Source organism: Paenibacillus sp. VT-400 (assembly GCF_001029205.1).
Classification (GTDB): Bacteria; Bacillota; Bacilli; order Paenibacillales; family Paenibacillaceae; genus Paenibacillus; species Paenibacillus amylolyticus.
Genome location: NZ_LELF01000065.1, coordinates 200,395 through 226,298, shown reverse-complemented (window position 1 = coordinate 226,298; position 25,904 = coordinate 200,395). Strand labels below are relative to the sequence as shown.

General features: G+C 54.2%; 4 protein-coding genes. All 4 read left to right on the top strand.

The genetic code is table 11. The annotated features are described in order from the left end of the window. Positions 1 to 16: 16 nt before the first annotated feature. The 4 genes from EL84_RS10635 to EL84_RS10620 all read left to right on the top strand — a co-directional run bounded on the left by EL84_RS10635 (position 17) and on the right by EL84_RS10620 (position 25,808). The gene (locus EL84_RS10635; protein ID WP_047841660.1) at positions 17 to 3,295 is read left to right on the top strand and encodes a non-ribosomal peptide synthetase; all 3,279 of its coding nucleotides are present in this window, start codon (positions 17 to 19) and stop codon (positions 3,293 to 3,295) included. Next, a complete protein-coding gene (locus EL84_RS10630; RefSeq protein ID WP_047841659.1) occupies positions 3,285 to 5,111 on the top strand; it encodes an ABC transporter ATP-binding protein in 1,827 nt (608 codons plus the stop codon). The genes EL84_RS10635 and EL84_RS10630 overlap by 11 nt, the downstream gene beginning before the upstream one ends. Then, positions 5,108 to 6,841 carry an ABC transporter ATP-binding protein gene (locus tag EL84_RS10625; RefSeq protein ID WP_047841658.1) on the top strand — a complete coding sequence of 578 codons (1,734 nt, stop codon included), beginning with the start codon at positions 5,108 to 5,110 and terminating at the stop codon, positions 6,839 to 6,841. The genes EL84_RS10630 and EL84_RS10625 overlap by 4 nt, the downstream gene beginning before the upstream one ends. A gap of 85 nt (positions 6,842 to 6,926) precedes the next feature. Further along, entirely contained in the window at positions 6,927 to 25,808 is an 18,882-nt protein-coding gene (locus EL84_RS10620; protein WP_047841657.1) for a non-ribosomal peptide synthase/polyketide synthase, read from the top strand. The last annotated feature ends 96 nt before the right edge of the window (positions 25,809 to 25,904 follow it).

Sequence of the window (25,904 nt, the reverse complement as noted above, 5' to 3'; positions counted from 1 at the left end):
TTTAGGGGAGGTACGAATGAAATCTTTATTTGAAAAGGAAGAACGGTACTGGAGCGGCAAGTTTGACGCAGATGATAGCCTGAGCTTCCTTCCATACAGTCAATCCTCCAAATTATTCGAGGGCGGGGAAGCTGCGGCAGAGCCGGACTTGCTTCACCGTACTCTGCCGAGCGAACTCTCGGAGAGAATCATTGGCCTCGCCAGCGGTTCGGATTTGGCTCTGTACATGATTGTTTTGGCAGGAGTAAAAACCCTGCTGTTCAAATATACCGGGCGGGACCAAGTGCTGGTCGGCATGCCTTCGTATAGCGCAGACCAGGGCGAGACGCCGCCGCATGACATCTTGGTGATCAAGACATCGGTAAGCAGCCAGACTACGCTGAAAACGCTGCTTGGGGGCATCAAAGGCTCCATCGGCGAGGCGCTGGAGCATCAGCACCTGCCTTTTCGAAAAATGGTGGAGCAGCTCCATCTGAGCTATAAGGGGCATGGCCTTCCGGTCGTCAACACCATCGCATCCTTCGCCCCGATTCACCCGGAACCGCTGGGTAACCGTGTGGCGGCTGATACCGTTTTTCGCTTCGACCGCCAAAACCACTCCATCAAGCTGGAAATAAGCTTTGACGGACAGCGGTACGAGCGGGCATTTATGGAGCAGGCGGCCGACCATCTTGTTCGGTTGCTGTCCATGCTTTTATTTCAGCCAGATCTGGAGCTTGGACAAGTCGATATGCTGTTCCCAGTCGAGAGGGAGATGCTGCTCAAGGGATTTAATGACACCGAAACCGAGTTCGAGCGGGGGAAAACGATCCATGGCTTGTTCGAAGAACAGGCGGAGCATCACCCGGATAACGTGGCCGTCGTAATGAACGAGCGGCAATTGACCTACCGCGAGCTGAACGAGCGATCCAACCGCCTTGCGCGGAAGCTGCGGGAAAAAGGAGTAGAAGCAGACCAGCTGGTAGCGATTCTGGTCGAACGCTCGCTTGATATGGTCGTCGGCATTCTGGCAATTCTTAAAGCGGGCGGAGCCTTCGTGCCTGTCGATCCCGACTACCCGGAGGAGCGCATCCGCTTCATGATCGAGGATTCAGGCGCACCGTTATTGCTGATTCAAAAACATCTGCACGAGAAGATCGACTTTGAAGGAACACGCCTTGAATTAGACGATTTTGTTTGGGGCGATAGCGGGGCGGAATCCACTGGTGTGCTGGATGCTTCGAATCTGGAGCCGGCCAGCGGTCCGAATGATCTGGCTTATGTCATCTATACATCAGGTACGACGGGCAAACCCAAAGGGGTCATGCTGGAGCATCGTGGTTTGGTCAGCTTGAAGCTGATGTTCGCGGACAGACTGGGCATCACGGAGCATGACCGGATCGTTCAATTCGCCAGCCTGTCATTCGACGCGTCCTGCTGGGAAGTGTTCAAAGCGCTCTATTTTGGCGCGACTTTGTACATCCCGACGGCCGAGACGATTCTCGACAACCGCCTGTTCGAGAGTTATATGAACGAGCATGCGATTACGGCGGCGATTTTGCCTCCGACGTACAGCGCATATTTGAACCCGGACCGCCTTCCCAGCTTAACGAAGCTTGTAACAGGAGGTTCGGCGGTATCGGCCGAATTTGTGCAGCAGTGGAAGGAGAAGGTCCACTATTTCAATGCTTACGGCCCTACCGAAGCTTCGATTGTTACGACGCTTTGGGATGCGGATGAGCAGCAGCCGGAGCGCAGAGTTATTCCGATCGGGCGCCCGCTGTCCAATCACCGGATTTTCATTTTGGATGCCCACCTGCAGCTTGTGCCTCCGGGAGTGGACGGCGAGTTATGCGTGGCAGGCGTGGGGCTTGCGAGAGGTTACCTGAACCATCTGGAGCTAACGGCAGAGAAGTTTGTGGAACATCCGTTTGCGCCGGGAGAACGCCTTTACCGGACGGGAGATCTCGCCCGCTGGCTGCCGGACGGCAACATCGAATACCGGGGGCGGATCGATCATCAGGTGAAAATCCGCGGCTACCGGATCGAAATCGGCGAGATTGAAGAGCAGCTGCTGAAGATCGCCGCCATGCAAGAAGCGGTGGTGCTCGCCCGCGACGACGCGAACGGCCATAAGCAGCTTGTCGCTTATTACGTTGCGGAAACGAGGCTGGCGGCGCATGAACTCAAGGAGCAGCTCGCCAAGCAGCTTCCGGGATATATGATTCCTTCGTACCTCGTGCAGCTTTCGCGGATGCCGCTGACCCCGAACGGGAAAATCGACCGCAAAGCGCTACCCGCACCAGAGGAAGCCGTCACTGGAGGAACGGAATATGTTGCGCCGAGAACACTGCTCGAGATGAAGATCGCCCGTGTCTGGCAGGATACACTTGGCATTCCACAGGTCGGCGTAAAGGATAACTTTTTTGAGCTGGGAGGCAATTCCTTAAGTCTGATTAGGCTCGTTCAAGCCGTTTACGATGAAACGGGCATCGAGATACCGCTGAATCGCCAATTCCATCATGTAACCGTTGAAGCCATGGCTTTTGGAGAGGAGGATCTGGGTCTGGATAAAGGGGGAGACTCCTTCATTAAGCTAAATAAAACAGGGGATCTGAACGTGTTCTGCTTCCCTCCAGGCAGCGGCTTCGGCATCGGTTACCGAGAGCTTGCAAGCAGACTAGACGGCCGAGTCGTGCTTTACGGCATTGATTTTATCGACGATGTCATCGATTACGATGCCATGCTGAACCGTTATGTGGATGAGATTGTTCGTATCCAGCCTGAAGGACCTTACGTGCTGCTCGGTTACTGCTTCGGAGGCAACCTGACGTTCGAGGTAGCCAAATCGATGGAAAGAAGAGGGTATTCCGTAACGGACGTGCTCATGGTGGACTCGTGGATTAAGGACGCACTCACACCTTATGAAACGTCTGAGAAAGAGCTTGAAGAGATGCTTGCGGATTTCGACGAAGAAGAGAAGGAATTAATGAGCAATCCGCTCGTGCGGGAGCGTGTTCATCGGAAGATCAAAGCCACATTGACGTACGAAGCGCAGCTTATTAATTCAGGAACGATAACTGCCCGGATTTACGAACTGATTGCGAAGGACAGTGAAGCGTTCCGCCTGGAGCACCAGTTGCCGTCCTGGCAGAGGGCAACGACGCAAGCTTACGCCGATTACCGGCTGGAGGGCGCACACGAGGAGTTACTGGAACTCACGCGCGTGGACGAAACGGCCGTTGTCATCCGTGACATCTTAGCGCAAATCAAGCAGCAGATCGAAGCGGAGGCCGGGGTCCTGCATGGGAGCTGACCGGCAGACGTCTGTTCAAGGACAAGGCACAGCGGCGCCTTCCAAGCGCCGAACCGCTTATGCTACCTGGAAAGCGTTCCGCTGGCTGATGTCCTATGTAAGCCGTCACAAAGGCTGGATGATCGTCGGTATCCTGTCCGCAATTGCCGCCGCGGTTATTGAGATATGGACGGGACGTTTGGTCGAGCAGCTGACCACACAGGCTGAGAATGGGGCGGGGCCCATCGTTCTGCAGATCGTGTACACGGTCTTTGTGGTCATCTTGATCGGTGTGCCGGCGAAGTTTTTCATGAGCTTTGGTGTGGAGCGAAGCAGTGCCTCTGCGGTGCGGGATATCCGTAACCATGTCATGCGTCATATCGGCAAACTTCCGGTCCCCTATTTGGAAAAGCAGCACTCCGGCGACGTATTGTCGCGGATCAACAACGATCTGCAGCTCATCCAGCAATTTATGATTCGGGACCTCGCCCAGTGGTTTTATCATCCGCTATTATTTATCGGCTGTTTCGCTTATTTGATGTATCTCCAATGGGAGCTGATGCTGTACAGCCTGCTGTTATTTCCCGTAGCACTGCTGGTTTCCCAATGGATCGGCAAGCAGTTGGAACAGTTGACGGAGGAAGCCCAGGCGAACATGGGCCGAATGAACGTCAACCTCCAGGATACGCTTGGGGGGATGCCTATTGTAAAAAGCTACCTGCTATCCGGTATGTTATCTCGCTCCTACCAAGTGCTGCTGCAATTGACGGCTCAAAAAAAGCTGGCCGTGAAAAAGCGGGAAGCCTGGGTCAACCCGCTGCTTTCTACGCTGATGATTAGCCCGATCATTTTCGCCGTCAGTTACGGAAGCTATTTGATCTACAACGGGCAGCTAGGCGCGGGAGAACTGATCGCCTTCCTGTACTTGCTTAATCTGTGTCTGGAGCCGCTGGAGCATATTCCCGAGCTCATCACGCGCACGTTCGAAATGACCGGTGCCCTGAGAAGGGTCTCCGAAATCGTCGAGCAGCCGACCGAAACGGAAAATGGCCGTTTGCTTCCAAAAGCGAGCGCCGCCCCCATCCAGTTTCAGAACGTAACCTTCGGGTATGAAGAAAGTTCCCCGATTCTGCGGAATGTTAACTTCTCGGTGCCGGAAGGCAAGACGATTGCGCTTGTCGGAGCGAGCGGCGGAGGGAAGAGTACGGTGTTTAAGCTGGTATGCGGCTTTTATCCATTTCCGGAGGATCAGGGCGAGATCCGCGTGTTCGGAAGCCTGATAAACGGTGCTGATCCCGAGCAGCTTCGGTCGCATTTTTCCGTGGTAACCCAAGATTCATATTTGTTTAGCGGTACGATCGCCGAAAATATCGGCTATGGGCGGGAAGAAGCGTCGATGGACGAGATTATCGAAGCCGCCAAAGCCGCTCAGGCTCATTCTTTCATTATGCAGCTTGAGGACGGTTACCAGACGTATGTCGGAGAGCGCGGCGGGTTTTTATCCGGTGGGCAACGCCAGCGCATTGCAATGGCTCGGGCGTTTCTGAAGGATGCTCCCGTTCTGCTGTTGGACGAGCCCACATCGGCACTTGATCCAGAGTCGGAAAGCGCGGTTCAGGAAGCGTTGGGCGTATTGATGAAGCAGAGAACGACCATGGTGATTGCCCACCGGCTTTCTACGGTACAAAACGCCGATGAAATTTGGGTTATGGAACAAGGAAGTATTGTCGAAAAGGGCACTCATGAACAATTGCTCGAGAGGAAGGGACTGTACGCCCAGTCGTATTACCAGGAGTTTACCGAGTCTGCCGAACGCAGGGAGGTGTCGTACACATGAAAAAGGGCGGATGGCTCTCGCAAGTGAAAGAACTCGGCTACTTGCTGACGTTTATGAACCGCAAGCGCAAAACCCAGTACGCGATTGGCCTTGCTGTAACGGCGCTCACCCAGACATTGTTTCTGATCGCCTTCAGCTTGGTCGTACATAACTTGGTTGATTTCGCCGTGTCCCGAGATACGTCCCTGATGGTGGAAGCTTTTGTTATTTTGGGCGTGGCCCTGTTTCTGGAAAATATAATTTCTCCCTGGTTCATTTACTTATACCAGCGCAGTGTCGAGCTGACTGTGCTGAATATCCGCAAACGTCTTTATGACAAGCTGTGCCGGGTGCGGCCGAGATTCCTGGAGCAGAACCACCATGGGGACTTGCTGTCGCGAGTGAACAACGACGTAACGACCGTTGAGTTTACATTCTCGCAGGTTTACTTCGTTTTGCTGCTTCAAGTTGTCTTCTGCATCGGCTCCATTGTCTCTATGGCGGTGATTGATTGGCGGTTTGCTGGCGTATCCTTCGTCATTCTGCTGCTGTCCTCTCTGGTCAGCCTGAAATTTGCACGGGATATCCGCGCTTTGTCCGAACAAGGCTTGCGTACGCTCGGTAAAATGACCGAAAAATTTAAAGATTTTATGGGCGGCATTCAAATTGTGAAGCTGTTTCGCATCCGCACGATTTACGGCCAGTACGAGGCGTTGAACGAACAAATGACGCAAACGCTTCGGCAAACGGCGAAAAAGAACGGTATGCAGGCTGCGGTGAACCATTTTATCAGCTACGTCACGTTCTGCGGCATCATCGTCATCGGCAGTCTTCTTTATGCTTACGGATTGATGGGAATGGGAAGTGTCGCCGCTCTGGCAGTTTTGCAAGTGAATCTGACGCACGCCTTGTTGAACCTGGGGATGGTTCTGTCGATGACCCAAAATTCGCTCGCGGGTGCTCACCGGATTCAAGAGGTACTAAGCGAGGAAGAGGAACCGGAGCGTTTGGGATCTTCTCATAGCGAGCTTGTATCGGAGGCTGCGGTGGAGTTTCGCGATGTGGAATTTTCCTATCAGACAGATAAAAAGGTGCTTGTCGACATGTCCATGCAGGTGTTTCCTGGTCAGGTCGCTGCGATCGTGGGAGCCAGCGGCAGCGGCAAAAGTACGCTGATCAAGCTGCTGCTCGGCTTTTATCCTGTGGACAGCGGAGATATCCTGCTTCAGGGTAAACCGTTCGGCCATTACACGCTGGAAGAAATCCGCAGGCAGATTGCATATGTTCCGCAGGAACCATTTTTGTTTACCGGCACGATTGAGGAAAATATCCGTTATGGCAACCCGGATGCAACGGATGAAGAAGTGGTTGAAGCGGCCAAAGCGGCGTACGCTCACCATTTTATTCAGGAACTTCCTGAACAGTATAAAACGCCGGTGGGAGAGAGAGGAGCGTCGTTGTCAGGTGGACAAAGGCAGCGAATTGCGATCGCCCGGGCGATTCTCAAAAACGCCCCGATTCTACTGCTGGACGAAGCGACTTCTGCATTGGATAACGAATCCCAGCATTGGGTACAGCAAGCTCTGAACGTATTGATGAAGGGGCGCACCACCATTCTGATTGCCCACCGTCTCAGCACTGTGGAACATGCGGATTTGATTACGGTCATGAATCAAGGAACGGTCGTGGAACGGGGCCGCCATCAGGACCTGCTGGCGCTCGGAGGTTATTACGCGCGGCTGTACGGCTAGACCCGCTTTTCGGCGGGCGGCTTCCTGCTGATATTCAGGTATAAAGCCTATCTACAAACAATCTCTAATACGGGAGTGTGTCGATGTGAGAGAGAATACGAACAAGCAATATGGATTAACGCAAGCCCAGCGCCGGATATGGTTCATGGAAATTATGAATCCGGGCACATCCATCACGATGCTTTCCGCGACCTACCAGATTACGGGCGAGATCGACACCAAGCTGCTTGAGCAAGCGGCGGCAGAGATTGTCAAAACCTATGACGCTTTCCGAATCCGCATTAGCGGGGATATGCAAAATCCAACGCAGTGGTTCGAAGAGCTGGAGAATGTCCAAACCAGGATAAGCCACCTCGAAATAGGCACGACCGAACAATTCTATGCTTGGGTGAAAGAAGTAACCGAAAAACCGGCCAGTGTGTTCGACGAACACCTCTACCAATTTACGATGATCCATTTTGCGAACGGCCAAGTATGGCTTAATTTGACTATAAATCATATCATCGCCGATGGCTTGTCCGTCACTGCTTTGCTGCATGCGGTGATGGAAAAATACCTGGAACTTCGCAATGGCATCTTCAGGAGTTACCAGGCCCCATCCTATCTGGATTATATTTCAACTGAGCATGAATATGAGCAATCGCAGCGTTATCAAAAAGGCAAGGAATATTGGCTGACCAAGTACAACACTTTGCCTGAAACGAGCGGCATTAAATCGGTTCCGCCATTCTCGATTGGCAGCGAATCGAATAAACGTTCCATCACTTTGGATGGTTCCCGCTATGACCGCATTCTGGCTTTTAGCGAACAATATCAGGTTAGTTTATATACGTTATTTTTGTCCGGCATGTACGTCTTATTGTATAAGCTGACCGACAGCACCGATGTTCCAGTCGGCACGGTGTTTGCCAATCGCACCAGCAAGAAGGAAAAAGAAACGATCGGTATGTTCGTCAGCACCGTGGCTACGCGGATTAGTCTGAATCCAGTTGGGTCCGTGCTTTCCTTGATCCAAACGGTTTCCAAGGAAAATACGGCGGATCTGCGGCATCAGAAATATCCTTATAACCAATTGATCCAGGATTTACGCGAACAACACGGCCGCAACGATCTTTCGGAGTTGTTCCGCACGTCTCTGGAATATCTGCCTTTGAAAATCGTGGAGTACGAAGAAATCAAGGTACGTCTGGAGGCTCACTTTGCTAGACACGAGATGGACGATCTACTGCTGCGCTTCGACCATATGCTGAATGAAGGCCATGTCATTCTCCATGCTTCCTATCGTACCGGCCTGTTCGAGACGACCGAGATTGATCGCATTATGGAGCAGTATGTAACCGTTTTGGACCAGTTTCTTGAGACTCCCGAACTGCGGGTGCGCGAGATTTCTCTGTTGAGCGATGAGGAGAGACACCGTATTCTGGACGTGTTTAACCCGCCGGTGGCAGCACTGAGCGAGGGAATAGCGTTTCATCGGTATGTCGAAAAGTTTGCCCGAGACATTCCGGATCACCCGGCAGTTGTTTACATGGACAAACAGCTGACTTACGGCGAATTGAACAAACGCGCCGAGCGGCTGGCTGCGCTCCTTCGTGAACAGGGCGTGGGAAGGGAGACGATTACGGGGATCTGGGCGGAGCGCTCGGTGGAACTGCTGGTCGGTGTGCTCGCCGTATGGAAAGCCGGCGGAGCTTATGTACCGCTGGACCCCGATTATCCTGCGGAGCGGATTGAGTACATGCTCAGCGATAGCGAAGCATCGGTGCTGCTTACGCAGCGTCATCTGTTGGAGGGGGCCGGAGGTTGGCTGGCCGATGACCGGCTGAAGCTTCAAGCAGTCTATGCGATGGACGATGAACAGATGTATAACGGGGATACCTCAGCCGTGGAATTTGAATCTGCTGACAGTGCCCCACAAGACTTGGCTTATGTGATTTACACCTCCGGTACGACGGGACGCCCAAAAGGCGTCATGATCGAGCATGGTAGTCTCATGAATACGGCGGATGCGTACCGCCGCGAGTACCGGTTGGATCAGTTCCCGGTGCGGTTGCTGCAACTGGCGAGCTTCTCGTTTGACGTGTTCGTTGGAGACATCGCGCGGACGCTGTATAACGGAGGAACGATGGTAATTGTGCCAAAGGATGACCGGATTGATCCGAACCGCTTATACGGCTGGATTCGGGACCAAAACATTACGGTATTTGAATCGACACCTGCGCTTATCCTGCCGTTCATGCAGCATATTTATGAAGAAGGGCTGGACGTCAGCTCCATGCATTTGCTGATTACCAGCTCGGATGCTTGCAGTGTCACCGATTACCGATTGCTGCAGGAAAGATTCGGCGGACAATTCCGCATCATCAACAGCTACGGCGTTACCGAAGCGGCCATTGACAGCAGTTTTTACGATGAGCCGCTGGACAAGCTGCCATTGTTGGGTCATGTGCCGATCGGCAAAGCCTGGCTGAACGCCCGGTTTTACATTGTCGATGCCGGGTTAAAGCCGGTTCCTGTAGGGGTTCCGGGTGAGCTTGTCATCGGCGGCGCCGGGGTGGCGCGCGGGTATTGGAACCGTCCGGACCTAACCACCGAGAAGTTTGCAGACAGCCCGTTTGTGCCTGGAGAACGTCTGTATCGGACAGGAGATTTGGCCCGCTGGCTGGAAGACGGCAACGTTGACTTCATCGGCCGGATCGACTATCAGGTGAAAATTCGCGGGTTCCGGATCGAACTCGGTGAAATTGAAACGACCCTGCTCAGTTTCCCGGGGGTCAAGCAGGCTGTGGTGACTGACCGTACGGATGAGCAGGGGCAAAAGTATTTGTGCGGTTACGTGGCGGGGGATGTTTCCTTGCAGCTGAGCGATCTGCTGTCCCAATTGAAGCAAGAGCTGCCGGCCCATATGGTCCCGGCCCGACTGGTGTCTCTTGATCAGCTTCCGCTCACACCGAATGGCAAGATTGACCGTAAAGCGCTGCCTGAACCGACCGGAGAGATAGAAGCCGGCCGTGAGTATGTGGCTCCTCGCACAACGCTGGAAACAAGACTTGCTCTTATTTGGCAGCAGGTGCTGGGTATTGTGCGAGTTGGAGTCCAAGACGATTTCTTTGACCTGGGTGGTCATTCCTTGCGGGCCTCCGCGCTTGTTTCCAAGATTCGAAAAGAGCTGCAAGTCGAGGTTCCGCTGCGGGACGTTTTCCGCTACACCACGATCGAACAACTTGCCCAAAGAATTAGCGGTTTCAAGCAGCAGGAGACGTATGAGATTACAAAGGCGGCAGAGGCCGAGTATTATCCAGTTTCATCCGAGCAAAAGCGTCTGTACGTCCTGCGCCAGCTTGACGCGGCAGAGCGCAGCTACAATATGTCGGCGGCGCTTCTTCTCGAAGGCAAGTTGGACCGCAAGCGCGTAGAGTACGCGTTCCGGGCACTGATTCAGCGCCATGAGACGCTGCGTACCGGGATTGAGCAGGTTCAAGGCGAGCTTGTGCAGCGCATCTATGACGAGGTGGAGTTTGCTGTAGACTATTTCCAGGCGAGCGAGGGAGAAGTGGACCATGTGGTGGAAGCATACTATCACCCGTTTGATCTGACCAAGCCGCCACTTCTTCGCATCGGCCTGATCGAAGTCGCCGAGGATCGCCACATCCTGTTGTTCGATATGCATCACATCGTCTCGGATGGCATCTCGACAGCATTGCTTTTCGACGAGTTCAGCCGCCTGTATCGGGGTGAGGAGCTGGCTCCGTTGCGTATTCAATACAAAGATTATGCCGTTTGGCAGCATTCCGAAGCCTACGGGCAGTTGATCCAGCCGCAGAAGGAGTACTGGCTGGAACAGCTGTCGGGCGAGCTGCCTGTATTGGAACTGCCGACGGACTTCCCGCGGCCTGCGGTGCAAAGTTTTGACGGCCGGACCGTGAAGTTTGATATTGGGAAAGAACGGACGGAGAAGCTGAAAGAACTGGCCGCACGGACGGGCACGACCCTGTACATGGTGCTGTTGTCTGCTTACTCGATCCTTATGCATAAATATTCGGGTCAGGAAGATCTGATCGTGGGAACGCCGATTGCCGGAAGAACGCAGGAAGAAGTGCAGCCAATCGTAGGTATGTTTATCAACACGCTTGCCATTCGCAGCCATCCGGAGCGTTCCAAGCCGTACCTTAAGTACCTGGAAGAAATGAAGGAAATCACACTCGGGGCTTTTGAACACCAAAATTATTTGTTCGAAGATTTGGTGGAAAGTCTTCATATTCCGCGCGCGACCGGCCGGAATCCGCTCTTTGATACGTTCTTCTCCCTGCAAAATACGGAGAATGAGCAAATTGTCATCGAGGGGCTGGAGCAATCGTTTTATCCGTTGGAAAACCGAACGTCCAAGTTCGAGCTGCTTCTGGACATTTCGGAACTGGATGGCCAGCTCGAATGCCGGTTGGAGTACGCTACGGCTTTGTATAAACAGGAGACCGCGGAGCGGTTCGCCAGACATTATGACAAGCTACTCGAAACTATCGCAACAGCGCCGGAAGGGGATATTGCTTCGCTGGAAATGCTAACCGAGCAGGAAATCCGTGAACTGGTGCGCGGTTTTAATGATTCGGAGGCAGACTACCCGCGTCAGCAGACGATTCATGGCTTGTTCGAAGAGCAGGCGAAGCTTTACCCGGATAACGTGGCCGCCGTCATGAATGAGCGGCAGCTGAGCTACCACGAACTGAACGAGCGATCCAACCGCCTTGCGCGTAAGCTGCGGGAGACAGGAGTCGAAGCGGATCAGTTGGTAGCGATTCTGGCCGAACGTTCGCTTGATATGGTCGTCGGCATTCTGGCGATTCTCAAAGCGGGTGGAGCCTACGTGCCTGTCGATCCCGACTACCCGGAGGAACGCATACGCTTCATGATTGAGGATTCGGGCGCACCGTTATTGCTGATTCAAAGGCATTTGCATGAGAAGACCGACTTCGCAGGAACGCGCCTTGAATTGGACGATTTCGTTTGGGGCGACAAAGGGGCGGACTCCGCTGGTGCGCTGGAGGCTTCGAATCTAGAACCGATTTCCGGGCCGGGTAACCTGGCTTATGTCATCTACACATCGGGAACGACCGGCAAACCCAAAGGCACGTTGATTGAGCATAAAAACGTCGTGCGCCTTTTGTTCAACGACAAGAACCTGTTCGACTTTGGGCCGTCCGACACGTGGACGTTATTCCACTCGTTCTGCTTCGATTTCTCCGTCTGGGAGATGTACGGAGCACTTCTGAATGGAGGAAAGCTGGTTATCGTACCGCCACTTACGGCGAAAAATCCGGCCGAGTTCCTGGCACTGCTGAGCCGCGAACAGGTCACGATTTTGAACCAGACGCCAACATATTTCTACCAACTGCTGCGTGAGGTTTTAGCGGACCATCCGTACAATCTGCGGATTCGCAACGTCATCTTTGGCGGCGAAGCACTCAGCCCGCTGTTGCTCAAGGGTTTCAAGACGAAGTACCCGGAGACAAAGCTGATCAATATGTACGGTATTACCGAAACGACGGTTCACGTGACGTATAAGGAAATTACATGGATCGAGATGGAGGCGGCAAAGAGTAATATCGGCAAGCCGATCCCGACGCTGAGCGTGTATGTTCTGGATGAAAACCGTCGTCCTGTTCCGATCGGCGTAGCAGGCGAAATGTACGTGGCCGGTGAAGGCCTGGCAAGAGGATACCTGAATCGACCGGATTTGACGGCGGAAAAGTTCGTTGATTCCCCGTTTGCGGAGGGGGAAAAACTGTATCGCTCAGGCGACTTGGCGGCATGGCTACCGGACGGCAACATTGAATACCTCGGCCGGATCGACCATCAGGTCAAAATCCGCGGGTACCGGATCGAGCTGGACGAAATCGAGACGCAACTTCTGAACGTGGAGGGCGTGGAAGAAGCGGTGGTGCTCGCCCGTCAGGACAACGAGGGAGAGAAGGCACTTGTTGCCTACTTTGTTGCAGACCGGACGCTGACAGTCAGCGAAATGAGAACCTCGCTGGCACAGGGAATGCCGGGATACATGATCCCGTCGTATTTCGTGCAGCTGGAGCGCATGCCGCTGACGTCTAACGGCAAAGTGGACCGCAAAGCGCTGCCGGAGCCGCAAGGTAGCCTGCAAACGGGCATCGAACACGTAGCCCCTCGTAACCTTATTGAGTCCCAGCTTGTACAGATCTGGGAGGAAGTGCTGGGTTACTCCGGCATTGGAATCCTGGACAATTTCTTCGAGCTCGGAGGGCATTCCTTGCGGGCGACAAACCTTGTCAGCAAGATTCGTAAGGAAATGAACGTTGAACTTCCGCTGCGCGATGTGTTCCGCTATATGACGGTGGAATCGATGGCCGGGGCTATTGCCAGCTTGGAAGAATCAGAGCACAGCTCCATTCCAAAAGCGGAAGAGAAAGCATACTATCCAGTTTCCTCTGCGCAAAAAAGGCTGTATGTCCTGCACCAGCTAGATAGCTCGGAGCTGAATTACAACATTCCGAGCGCCTTGCAATTGAAAGGGACTTTGAACGAGGCCAAAGTGGAAAAGGCGCTGACTACTTTGGTGGCCCGGCACGATATGCTGCGCACCGGTTTTGAAATCGTGAATGGAGAGCCGGTTCAGCGTATTCATCCGCTCGTAGATTTCAAGGTCGAGAAGCTTCAAGCAAGCAAAGATCAGGTCGCGGCCATTCTGGAAGGCTTCATTCAGCCTTTTGACTTGACCCAGCCGCCTTTGCTGCGCGTCCTGCTGATCATACTTGAAAAAGAGAAATTCCTGCTTGCGCTGGATATGCATCATATTGGTTCCGACGGTCTTTCCATGGACGTGCTACTACGCGAATTTGTGGGGCTTTACAATGGGGAAGAATTGCCGGAGCTGCGGATTCAATACAAGGATTACGCCGTTTGGCAGCAATCCGACGAGCAATGTCAGCGTATCAAACGGCAGGAGGAATACTGGCGTGGGGTATTCAGCTCCGAGCTTCCGGTTCTTGAGCTGCCTCTTGACTTTTCCCGCCCAGCCGTCCGGCAGTTTGACGGTCAAACGCTCACGTTTGCGCTGGATGCGGAGAAAAGCGAAGCTCTAAAACGGCTTGCCGGAGATTCGGGGGCGACGCTGTACATGCTTCTGCTGGCTGCTTACTCCGTATTGCTTCATAAATACGCGGGACAGGAAGATATCGTAGTCGGCACTCCGATTGCCGCTCGTTCTCACGCCGACCTGCAACCGATTATCGGCATGTTTGTCAATACGCTGGCCCTTCGCTTGGGTCCAACGGCAGAGCGGACGTTCCTAGATTACTTGCAGGATGTGAAGGAAACGACGCTTGGAGCCTACGAGCACCAGGACTATCCGTTCGAGGAGCTGGTAGAAGCTCTTCAGGTGAGCCGGAATTTAAGCCGGAATCCGCTGTTTGACACCATGTTTTCTTTGCAAAAGCACGAAAGCCTGGATTTAGCCCTGGAAGGTTTGCAATGGTCGCTGTTTGACATCGAGGAAAAGAGAGCAAAGTTTGATCTTAGCCTGGATATCGTGGAAGAGGGTAACGAGCTGGTTTGCAAGATCGAGTACGCTACCTCGTTGTTTAGACAGGAAACGATGGTACGGCTGGCGGGTCATTACGAGCAGCTTTTGGCATCGATCCTGGCTCAGCCGGGTGCGAGGATCTCGGATTTGAATATTTTGAAGGACAGCGAAAAGCATGATTTGCTGGTCGGGTTTGCCGTGTCGTCTTCGGCTCTGGCGAAGCAATCCGCCTCAGAGGGTCCAGGCTTGGAAGCGGATGAGTCGTGGAGAGAGAGAACGATCCACGAGCTGTTCGAGGAGCAAGCAGAGCGAACGCCGGAGCAGGTGGCCGTTATCTATGAGGACAGCCGCCTGACTTACCGGGAGTTGAACGAGCGGGCGAACCGGCTGGCGCGATCCTTGCGTGCCTCTGGCGCGCAGGCCGATCAGCCGATCGCGATCATGGCCGAGCGCTCGCTGGAGATGATTGTCGGCATCTATGCGATCTTGAAGGCCGGGGGTGCCTACGTGCCGATCGACCCGCAATTCCCGCAGGAGCGTATCCGCTACATGCTCGAAGATTCGTGCGCTAGGCTGCTGCTGATTCAGAGCCATTTGCGGGAAAGCGCGTCATTTGCCGGGACAGAGCCACTTGGCGGTCTATCGCTCGTCGATCTGAACGATCCATCCGCGTATGATGAAGACGGCTCGAACCTGGAGCCGGCGAGCGGACCGGAGCACTTGGCCTACGTCATTTACACATCGGGCTCGACAGGCAAGCCCAAAGGCGTCATGGTGGAGCACCGTCCGGTGATCAACCGGCTGCTGTGGATGCAGAATGCATACCCGATCGACTCCAGGGATACGATTCTGCAAAAGACGGCGATCACCTTCGACGTTTCCGTGTGGGAGCTGTTTTGGTGGGCTTGGACGGGGGCCAAAGTTTGCTTGCTGCCGCCGGGCGGAGAGAAGAATCCCGAGACGATTCTGGACACGATCGAACGGCAAGCCGTCACCACGATGCACTTTGTGCCGTCGATGCTGCACGCCTTCCTCGAATATGTCGAGCGTCAGCCGAGCGAAGATCTGGGTAACAAGCTCTCTTCGCTGAAACGGGTGTTTGCAAGCGGGGAAGCGCTGGCGATATCGCATGTGAGCCGGTTCTGGCAGTGGATTTCGTCATCCGTGAATCAAGCGCAGCTGATCAACCTTTATGGGCCTACGGAAGCGACGGTTGATGTCTCGTACTACGATTGCGGACCGGAAGAGGCGTATGTATCGGTGCCGATCGGCAAGCCGATCTCGAACATCCGGCTGCATATTGTCAAGGAAGGGACGACAGCGCTGCAGCCGGTCGGCGTGCCGGGCGAGCTGTGCATCGCGGGCGAAGGTCTGGCTAGAGGCTACTTGAACCGTCCCGAGCTGACCGCGGAGAAATTCGTAGAGTGTCCGTTTGCGCCGGGCGGGCGGATGTATCGGACGGGCGATCTGGCCAGATGGCTGCCGGACGGCAACATCGAGTATATGGGCCGGATCGACCATCAGGTGAAAATCCGCGGGTACCGGATCGAACTCGGCGAGGTGGAGGCGCAGGTCCTGAAAGCGGCGTCCGTCCAAGAGGGGGTTGTCATCGCCAGAGAGGACGAAGCCGGTCAGAAGCAGCTCTGCGCGTACTTCGTGGCGGACAAGCCGCTTGCGGGGAGCGAGCTGCGAAGCGCGCTGGCGGAGGATCTGCCTGCGTACATGATTCCGTCCTACTTCGTGCAGCTGGAGCGGATGCCCCTCACACACAGCGGGAAGCTCGACCGCAAGGCGCTGCCCGCACCGGAAAGCAGTATGCTCGTTGGAACGGAATACGTGGCGCCCCGGACGGCGGCGGAGCAGACGTTGGTTGCGGTGTGGCAAAAGGTGCTGGGAACGGGTCGTCCGATCGGCGTGATGGACAATTTCTTCGAACTCGGCGGGGATTCAATTAAATCGATCCAGGTGTCGTCCAGGCTACATCAGGCCGGGTACAAGCTGGAAATTAAGCATTTGTTCAAATATCCGACCGTAGCGGAATTAAGCCCGTATCTCCAGTCGGTCTTAAGACGCGCCGATCAGGGGGCAGCTACGGGAGAGACGGGGCTGACGCCGATTCAGCGCTGGTTCTTCGAGCAGTCGTTCGCCGAGCTGCACCACTTTAACCAGGCGGTGATGCTGTACCGGGAGGAAGGCTATGACGAAGCGGCGCTTCGTCAGGCCGTGCGGAAGCTGGCCGAGCATCACGATGCGCTGCGCCTCGTCTTCAGCTGGACCGAGAGCGGGTATGCGGCATGGAACCGGGCCATCGAGGAAAGTGACGGCGAGCTCTACAGCCTGGAAGTGATCGATTTCCGCGGAATGACGGACTGCGCGCAGGCGATCGAAGCCAAGGCGAACGAGCTTCAGCGCAGCATTGACCTGCAGGCAGGGCCTTTGCTGAAGCTCGGCTTGTTCCGTTGTGCGGATGGAGATCATCTGCTGATCGCGATCCACCACTTGGTCGTAGACGGCGTATCCTGGCGGATTCTGCTTGAGGATTTTGCTGCCGGCTATGAGCAGGCGCTGCAAGGGAAGCTGATCCGTCTGCCGCTCAAAACGGACTCATTCCAAACGTGGGCGAAACAGCTCGCTGATTATGCGAACGGTCCGGCGATGGAAATCGAGAGAGCGTATTGGCAGCATATCGAGCAATTGACCTATGAGCCGCTTCCGAAAGATTTTGAACAAGGCACATCCAAGCTGAAGGACAGCAGGCTCGTGACCGTCCGCTGGACGGCGGAGGAAACCGAACAGCTGCTGAAGCAGGCACACCGTGCTTACCATACGGAAATGAACGATTTGTTGCTTGCCGCGCTTGGCCTCGCGGTACAAGCTTGGAGCGGTCGGGAACGCGTGCTGGTGAATCTCGAAGGCCACGGTCGGGAAGAACTTTTGCCGGATGTGGACATTACGCGGACGGTAGGCTGGTTTACAAGCCAATTCCCTGTCGTTCTGGAGCCGGGTCACGTCCAGGCGCTCGGTCATCAGGTGAAACAGGTGAAAGAAAGCTTGCGCCGCATTCCGAACAAAGGAATCGGCTACGGCATCCTGCGTTATTTGTCGGCGCCGCATGACGGCGAGCGCTTTGCTTTAGAGCCGGAGATCAGTTTTAACTATCTGGGTCAGTTCGACCAGGATTACGAAAGCAGCGGCTCGCAGCCGTCTCCGTTCAGTCCGGGCTCCGATTCAAGCCCGAATGCTGTGATGAATTATGTCCTCGATATCAACGGTATGGTATCGGAAGGCGTGTTGGAACTTACGATCCGTTATGGGGAAACCCAGTATCAACGGGAGACGGTTGAGCGCCTGGGCACCCTGCTTCAATCGAGTTTGCGTGAAGTCATCAGCCATTGCGTATCGAAAGAGCGGCCGGAACTTACGCCTAGTGACGTACTGCTTCAAGATGTGACGGTGGAGGAACTGGAGCGACTGTCCGAACATACGGCGGCACTCGGCGAACTGGAGAATGTATACACCCTGACTCCGCTGCAAAAAGGGATGTTGTTCCACAGCTTGCTGGATGCCGATTCGGAAGCCTACTTCGAACAGGTGACCTTCGATCTGTATGGAAGCCTGAATGTGGAAGCCTTCACCCGCGGATTGGATACGCTGGTACAGCGAAATGAGGCGCTGCGGACGAACTTTATTACCGGCTGGAGAGACGAGCCGATTCAAGTGGTATTCCGCGAGCGGAAATGTGAAGTATACTTCGAAGATATTCGCTTAGTAAGCGATGAAGACCCGGAGAAGACGATAGCCGATTTTGTCAGCGCGGATAAAGCGAACAAGTTCGATTTGGCTCAAGGCTCTCTGATGCGCGTTACAGTTTTGCGTACGGGCGACGAGTCCTACCAAGTGATCTGGAGTCACCATCACATTTTGTTGGACGGCTGGTGCATGTCCTTAATGATCAAGGAAGTGTTCGACACCTACTTCGCGTTCCAGGAGCAGCGGACGCTGGAGCTTCCTCCGGTTACCTCGTACTCCCGATATATCGAATGGCTGGAAGCTCAAGATGTAGCGAAAGCTTCGGGTTACTGGTCGGAGTATTTGGCGGGTTACGATCAGCAGACCAAGCTGCCGCAGGAGAGAACGCAGCTGAAACAGCATACTTTTGAAATGGCTGAAATCGATGTGGAACTCAGCAAGGAACTGACTGGGCAAATCGAGCGGGTGGCGCGCCAGCATCAGGTGACGCTTAATACATTCATGCAGACCGTATGGGGACTGGTTCTGCAGGTATACAACAACAGCGATGATGTTGTATTTGGCTCCGTCGTATCCGGGCGTCCAGCGGAGATTCCGGGTATCGAAAGCATGATCGGTCTGTTTATTAATACGATCCCCGTCCGTATTCAAGGCAAAGCCGAGGAGACGGTAGCCGATATTTTGAGAAAAACCCAGGATCAAGCGCTGACATCGGGAGCTTACGAAACGTTCCCGCTCTTCGAAATTCAGTCGCTGAGCGAGCAAAAGCGCGACTTGATCAACCATATTATGGTCTTTGAAAATTATCCGATGGAAGAACAGATTGAGCAGGTTGTCGGCGGAGGACAAGAAGCGCTGAAAATTGCTAATATCCAATCGCCGGAACAAACGAACTACGATCTGGACATTACCGTCATTCCGGAAGAGCATATTTTGCTGCGGTTTACGTACAATGCACTGACATTCAGAGAGCAAGACATCAGGCAGATCCACGGTCATTTTGCCCGTGCATTGGAGCAGGTTGCGGCTAATCCGAATGTTCGTGTACATGAGTTAGAGCTTTTGACGGCGGCGGAAAAAGAAGAAATTGTCGGCGTGTTTAATCCAGTGCAGCCGGAAGTGGCTCCTGTGGCAGCGTTCCATCGACTGTTCGAGGAACAGGCGGAACGCACGCCGGAAGCGGAGGCCATCGTATACGAGAACGATCGGCTGACGTATGCGGAGCTGAACGAGCGGGCGAACCGCCTGTCGACCACGCTACGTGCAAGCGGAATAGGCCGGGAGACCATCGTTGGCATTCTCGCCGAGCGTTCGGTCGATTTGCTGGTGGCCGTGATGGCCGTCTGGAAAGCGGGAGGGGCGTATGTACCGCTTGACCCGGATTATCCGGCGGACCGCGTGCGGTTCATGCTGGAAGACAGCGGAGCGAAGGTACTGCTGACACAAACGCTGCTGCGAGAGCGTGCGGAATCCTGGCTCGGCGAAGAGGAACTAGCACTGGAGACGGTACTGTATCTCGATGACGAAACGTCATACAGCGAAGATCGAGCGAATACACCGCTCGGCTCCAGCATGGTTTCAGGTCTGATCTCCTGCGAGCTGACGGGTGCTGTGAACGACCGTAATGAGAGCCATCCAAATGATGTTGATGTTGTGGGCATGGACAGCTTCCATGAAGCCCGTCCGGAGGATCTGGCGTACGTCATCTACACGTCCGGAACGACGGGCAAGCCAAAAGGCGTGATGATCGAGCACCGCAGCTTGGTGAACACGGCGGCGGGTTACCGGCGGGAATACCGGTTGGATCAGTTCCCGGTAAGGCTGCTGCAGCTCGCCAGCTTCTCGTTTGACGTATTCGTGGGCGATATCGTGCGGACGTTGTACAACGGCGGCACGATGGTCATTGTACCGAAGGACGATCGGATTGATCCGTCTCGTCTGCACTACTGGTTAGAGCGGGAGCAAGTTACGATCTTTGAATCAACACCAGCACTGATCGTGCCGTTCATGGAATACGTGCATGAGCAGGGGCTAGAGTTAAGCAGTATGGAGCTGTTGATTACAAGCTCGGACAGCTGCAGTGTGGCAGATTACCGGACCTTACAGGAACGGTTTGGCTCGTTGTTCCGCATCATCAACGCCTACGGCGTGACGGAAGCGGCAATTGACTCCAGTTTCTATGACGAGCAGTTGGCGAAACTGCCGCAGACAGGCCATGTGCCGATTGGCAAAGCGTGGTTGAATGCGAAGTTTTACATCGTGGATGCACATCTGAACCCGGTGCCAGTCGGCGTGCTGGGCGAATTGGTTATCGGCGGAGTCAGTGTGGCGCGCGGGTACTTGAACCGTCCAGAGCTGACGGATGAGAAGTTTGTAGACAGTCCTTTCACCGCTGGTGAGCGACTGTATCGCACAGGAGACTTGGCGCGGTGGATGGAGGACGGCAACGTGGACTTCATCGGGCGGATCGATAACCAGGCAAAAATCCGGGGCTACCGGATCGAGACGGGCGAAGTCGAAGCAAAGTTGCTGAGTGTAGGTGGCGTGAAGGAAGCGGTCGTTGTTGTCAGGGAAGATCAAGAAGGGCAGAAAGCGTTGTGCGCTTATTATACAGTGGAAGAAGGCTTGACGGCGGCAGATTTGAAACGGGCGATCTCCAGCGAGCTACCGGGATACATGATTCCGTCGTACTTCGTCGAACTGGAGCAATTGCCTCTAACGCCAAATGGGAAAATTGACCGGAAGGCGCTGCCAGCGCCGGAAGGGGGAGCAGGCGGAGGCCGCGAATACGTGGCACCGCGCACCGAACTGGAGGCAAAACTGGCCATCATTTGGCAGGAAGTGCTTGTTCGGGAGAAGGCGGTAGGCGTAACGGACAACTTCTTCGACCTCGGAGGACACTCCCTGCGGGCGACAACACTTGTCAGCAAAATGCATAAGGAGCTGGGCGCCCAATTCCCGCTTCGCGACGTATTCCGCTACTCGACAGTTGAGGAAATGGCTGTGGCTATGGAGCATTTGGAGATCGGCTCGTTTATGGCTATTCCGGCTGCGGAACCTAGCGAGTATTATCCGCTCTCTTCTGCCCAGAAACGTCTCTATATCTTGAACCAGCTGGAAGGAGGCGAGCTGAGCTACAACATACCGGGAGCTATGCTGCTCGAAGGGCGGCTCAACCGGCAGCGGTTTGAAGAAGCATTCCGCGGGCTTGTAGCTCGTCATGAAACGCTGCGTACCGGCTTTGAGATGGTTGAGGGCGAAGCGGTTCAGCGGATTTACGAAGAAGTCACCTTCCAGGTGGAATATGTGCAGATCAGCGGGGAGCAGGCGGAAGAAACGGTGCGCCAATTCGTTCGTGCGTTTGATCTAGCGAAGCCGCCACTTCTGCGGGTGGGTATTGCCGAACTCGCGCCGGATCGTCACATCCTGATGTTCGATACACATCATATCGTATCGGACGGCGTTTCAATGGACGTACTGATCGAAGAGTTTGTGCACTTGTACAGCGGGGAGCCGCTCAAGCCACTCCGCATTCAGTACAAAGATTATGCAGTATGGCAGCAATCGGACGAGCAGAAAACGCAGCTTGCCAAGCAGGAAGCCTACTGGATTGACATGTTCAGCGGAGAACTGCCAGTTCTGGAAATGCCAACGGACTATCCGCGCCCGGCTATGCAGAGCTACGAGGGCCGTACGCTGCAATTGTTTATGAATATTGAGAAAAGCGAAGGTCTGAAACGGCTTGCAGCTGAAAACGGCGCAACGCTTTACATGGTTCTGCTTGCGGCGTATAACGTGCTTCTGCATAAATATTCAGGTCAGGAAGACGTGGTGGTTGGTACGCCGATTGCGGGCAGAAATCACAGCGACGTTCAACCGCTGATCGGGATGTTCGTTAATACATTGGCCATCCGCAGTTACCCGGCTGCCGGTAAAACGTTCCTTGACTACTTGAAGGAAATCAAGGAGACAACGCTTGGTGCTTTTGAACATCAGAATTATCCGTTTGAGGAACTGGTGGATAAGGTAAACGTGGCTCGTGATCTACGCCGTCATCCACTGTTTGATACGATGTTTGCTTTGCAGAATACAGAAAATGTGGAAATTCAGCTTCCGGGACTGCATCTGTCGACGTATGCCAGCGAAGAAATTGTTTCCAAATTCGATCTCAGCTTGGACGTCACCGAGATTGAGGACGGCTTGGAATATCTGTTTGAATACGCCACAGCTCTATACAAAACCGAAACGGTGGAGAAATTGGCTGTTCACTACTTGCAGCTGCTTGAATCCATTCTCTGCAACCCGTCGGCGACTATTGCCGAGCTGAACTTGTTAACGGCAGAGGAAAAAGAGCAGATTGTCGGCGCGTTTAACCCTGCGCAACCGGAAGAGGCTCCTGTGGCAGCGTTCCATCGACTGTTCGAGGAACAGGCGGAACACACGCCGGAAGCTGAAGCTGTCGTTTACGAAAACGATCGGCTGACGTATGTGGAGCTGAACGAGCGGGCGAACCGCCTGTCGGCGATGCTACGCGCAAGTGGAATCGGCCGTGAGGAGATTGTTGGCATTCTCGCCGAGCGTTCGGTGGACCTGTTGGTGGCCGTGCTGGCCGTCTGGAAAGCAGGCGGGGCGTATGTACCCCTCGACCCGGATTATCCGGCAGACCGTGTGCGGTTCATGCTCGAAGACAGCGGAGCGAAGGTGCTGCTGACACAAATGCTGCTGCGAGAGCGTGCGGAATCCTGGCTCGGCGAAGAGGAACTAGCACTGGAGACGGTGCTGTACCTTGACGACGAAACGTCATACAGCGAAGACCGAGGGAATGCACCGATGGACTTCGGCCAAGGCTCCAGCAGTGCTCCCAATCCAGTCAACAGCAAGCTAACGGGGGCTGTGAACGGTGGTGGCGAGAGTCATCCAAATGATGTTGATGTTGTTGGCATGGACAGCTTCCATGAAGCCCGTCCTGAGGACTTGGCGTATGTCATCTACACGTCCGGAACGACGGGCAAGCCAAAAGGCGTGATGATCGAGCATCGCAGCCTAGTGAACACGGCAGCGGGCTACCGACGGGAATACCGGTTGGATCAGTTCCCGGTGCGACTGCTGCAACTCGCAAGCTTCTCGTTTGATGTTTTCGTGGGCGATATCGCACGCACGTTGTATAACGGAGGCACCATGGTCATTGTACCGAAGGACGACCGGATTGATCCGTCTCGTCTGCACCACTGGATAGAGCAGGAGCAAGTGACGATCTTTGAATCAACACCAGCACTGATCGTGCCGTTTATGGAATACTTGCATGAGCAGGGGCTAAAGTTAAGCGGTATGGAGCTGTTGATCACAAGCTCGGACAGCTGCAGTGTAGCGGATTACCGTACCTTGCAGGAGCGGTTTGGCTCGTCGTTCCGCATCATTAACGCCTATGGTGTGACGGAAGCGGCAATCGACTCCAGTTTCTATGACGAAGAATTGGCGAAACTGCCGCAGACAGGCCATGTGCCGATTGGCAAAGCGTGGTTGAATGCGAAGTTTTACATCGTGGATGCACATCTGAATCCCGTACCCGTCGGTGTGCTGGGCGAGCTGGTCATCGGCGGCGTTGGCGTAGCACGTGGGTACTTGAACCGTCCAGAGCTGACGGAAGAGAAGTTTGTAGACAGCCCTTTCACCGCGGGTGAGCGGTTATATCGCACGGGAGATTTGGCGAGGTGGATGGAGGACGGAAACGTGGATTTCATCGGCCGGATCGACAATCAAGCGAAAATCCGGGGCTACCGGATCGAAACGGGTGAGATTGAGTCGCAGCTGCTGCGGGTGGTAGGTATACGCGAAGCGGTGGTGCTGGTTCGAAGTGATGCGAACGGTCAAAAGGCGCTGTGCGCCTACTACACAACGGATATCGAACTGACGGCGGCCGACCTGAAACGAGCGATCTCCAGCGAGCTGCCAGGTTATATGATCCCGTCGTACTTTGTGGAGCTGGAGCATTTACCTCTGACACCAAACGGGAAAATCGACCGGAAAGCGCTGCCGGCCCCGGAAGAGGGAGCAAGTGCAGGGCGCGAATACGTGGCGCCGCGCACCGATCTGGAGACGAAACTGGTCTCCATCTGGGAGGACGTGCTTGGGTCAGTTACGATTGGTGTGACGGACAACTTCTTCGACCTCGGCGGTCACTCGCTGCGGGCGACGACGCTGGTCAGCAAGGTGCACAAGGAGCTGCATGTGGACCTGCCACTGCGCGATGTATTCCGGTACTCGACTATTGAAGCGATGGCTGAAGTGATTAGCCGATTGGAGAAGCAGGAATTCCTTTCCATTCCGGTTCTGGATAAAAGGGAGTATTATCCGCTTTCCTCTGTGCAAAAGCGGCTGTACATCCAGCAGCAGATGGAAGGGGCCGAGCTTAGTTACAACATGTCCGGCATGACGGTTCTCGTCGGGCGCTTGGAGCGGAATCAATTCGAGGCGGCGCTCAAAGGATTAATCGCTCGTCACGAAGTTTTGCGAACCGGCTTCGAAATGGTCGACGGCGAACCGGTACAACGGATTTATTCGGACTTGGAGTTTGCCGTCGAGTATACAAAGGCGACGGAAAGTGAAACGAAAAGCATTGCGGATGCCTTTGTACGTGTCTTTGATTTGGAGCGGCCGCCGCTGCTGCGTGTGGGCTTAGTTGAATGGGAAGCGGAACGTCATCTGCTTATGCTGGACATTCATCATATCGTCACGGATGGCATGTCGATGGGTATCTTCATCGAAGAGCTGCTACGCCTGTATAACGGTGAGACGTTGGAACCGCTTCGGATTCAATACAAGGAATTTGCCACTTGGCAGCAGTCCGAACCTGTAAAAGAACGGCTGAAACGCCAGGAAGCCTACTGGCTGGACATGCTGGAAGGTGAACTGCCAACGCTTGAGCTACCTACGGACTTTGTCAGACCTGCCGCTCGCAGCTTTGAGGGAGATGTGCTGCCTTTCAGTATCGACAAGCAGATGACGGACAACTTGCAGCGCATTGCCGATGAGAACGGTGCTACCCTATATATGGTGTTATCGGCGGCCTATTCAATCCTGCTCAGCAAGTACTCGGGACAAGAAGACTTCATTGTAGGCACACCGGTTTCAGGCCGCACACATGCCGACCTGGAGCCGCTCATCGGAATGTTTGTCAACACGTTGGCGATTCGTCATTATCCATCCGGGGAGAAGACGTTCCTTGTTTACTTGAACGAAGTCAAAGAAACGATGCTGGGGGCCTACGACCACCAGGATTATCCGTTTGAAGAGCTTGTGAAAAAGCTGCAGGTGCCGCGAGATCAAAGCCGCAATCCTGTATTTGATGTCATGTTTGCGCTGGAAACGAAGGAAGATAACGTTCAAAACTTCGGGGATATCCAGATCGAATCTTATCCGGAAACGCATGCGGTTTCCCAATTTGACCTTACCTTGGTCATTTCGCTTTTGAATGAGGGAATGAACGGGCAGTTTGAATATGCGACCAAGTTGTTTACGCGCAATCTGATCGACAATTTCGCTCAGGACTTGCTCGTGATTATCAACCAAATTGGCGAACAGCCTTCGGTGCTGTTAAAGGATATTTCCCTGACCGGCCAATCCGAACAGGAGCAAGATGAGCTAGAGGCTATTGATATTATTTTCTAATCCTTTATCCGGCTTGGGTGAAAATGGATCATTTAAGCACGTTATATGCGACATTCGGTATATTGAGGAAGTGGTAATGAAAATTTGTGGTGGTTT

Excerpts from the sequence above, each read along its gene's own strand:
- EL84_RS10630 (WP_047841659.1), top strand. The coding sequence starts at position 3,285 with ATGGGAGCTGACCGGCAGACGTCTGTTCAAGGACAAGGCACAGCGGCG.
- EL84_RS10625 (WP_047841658.1), top strand. The coding sequence starts at position 5,108 with ATGAAAAAGGGCGGATGGCTCTCGCAAGTGAAAGAACTCGGCTACTTG.
- EL84_RS10635 (WP_047841660.1), top strand. The coding sequence starts at position 17 with ATGAAATCTTTATTTGAAAAGGAAGAACGGTACTGGAGCGGCAAGTTT.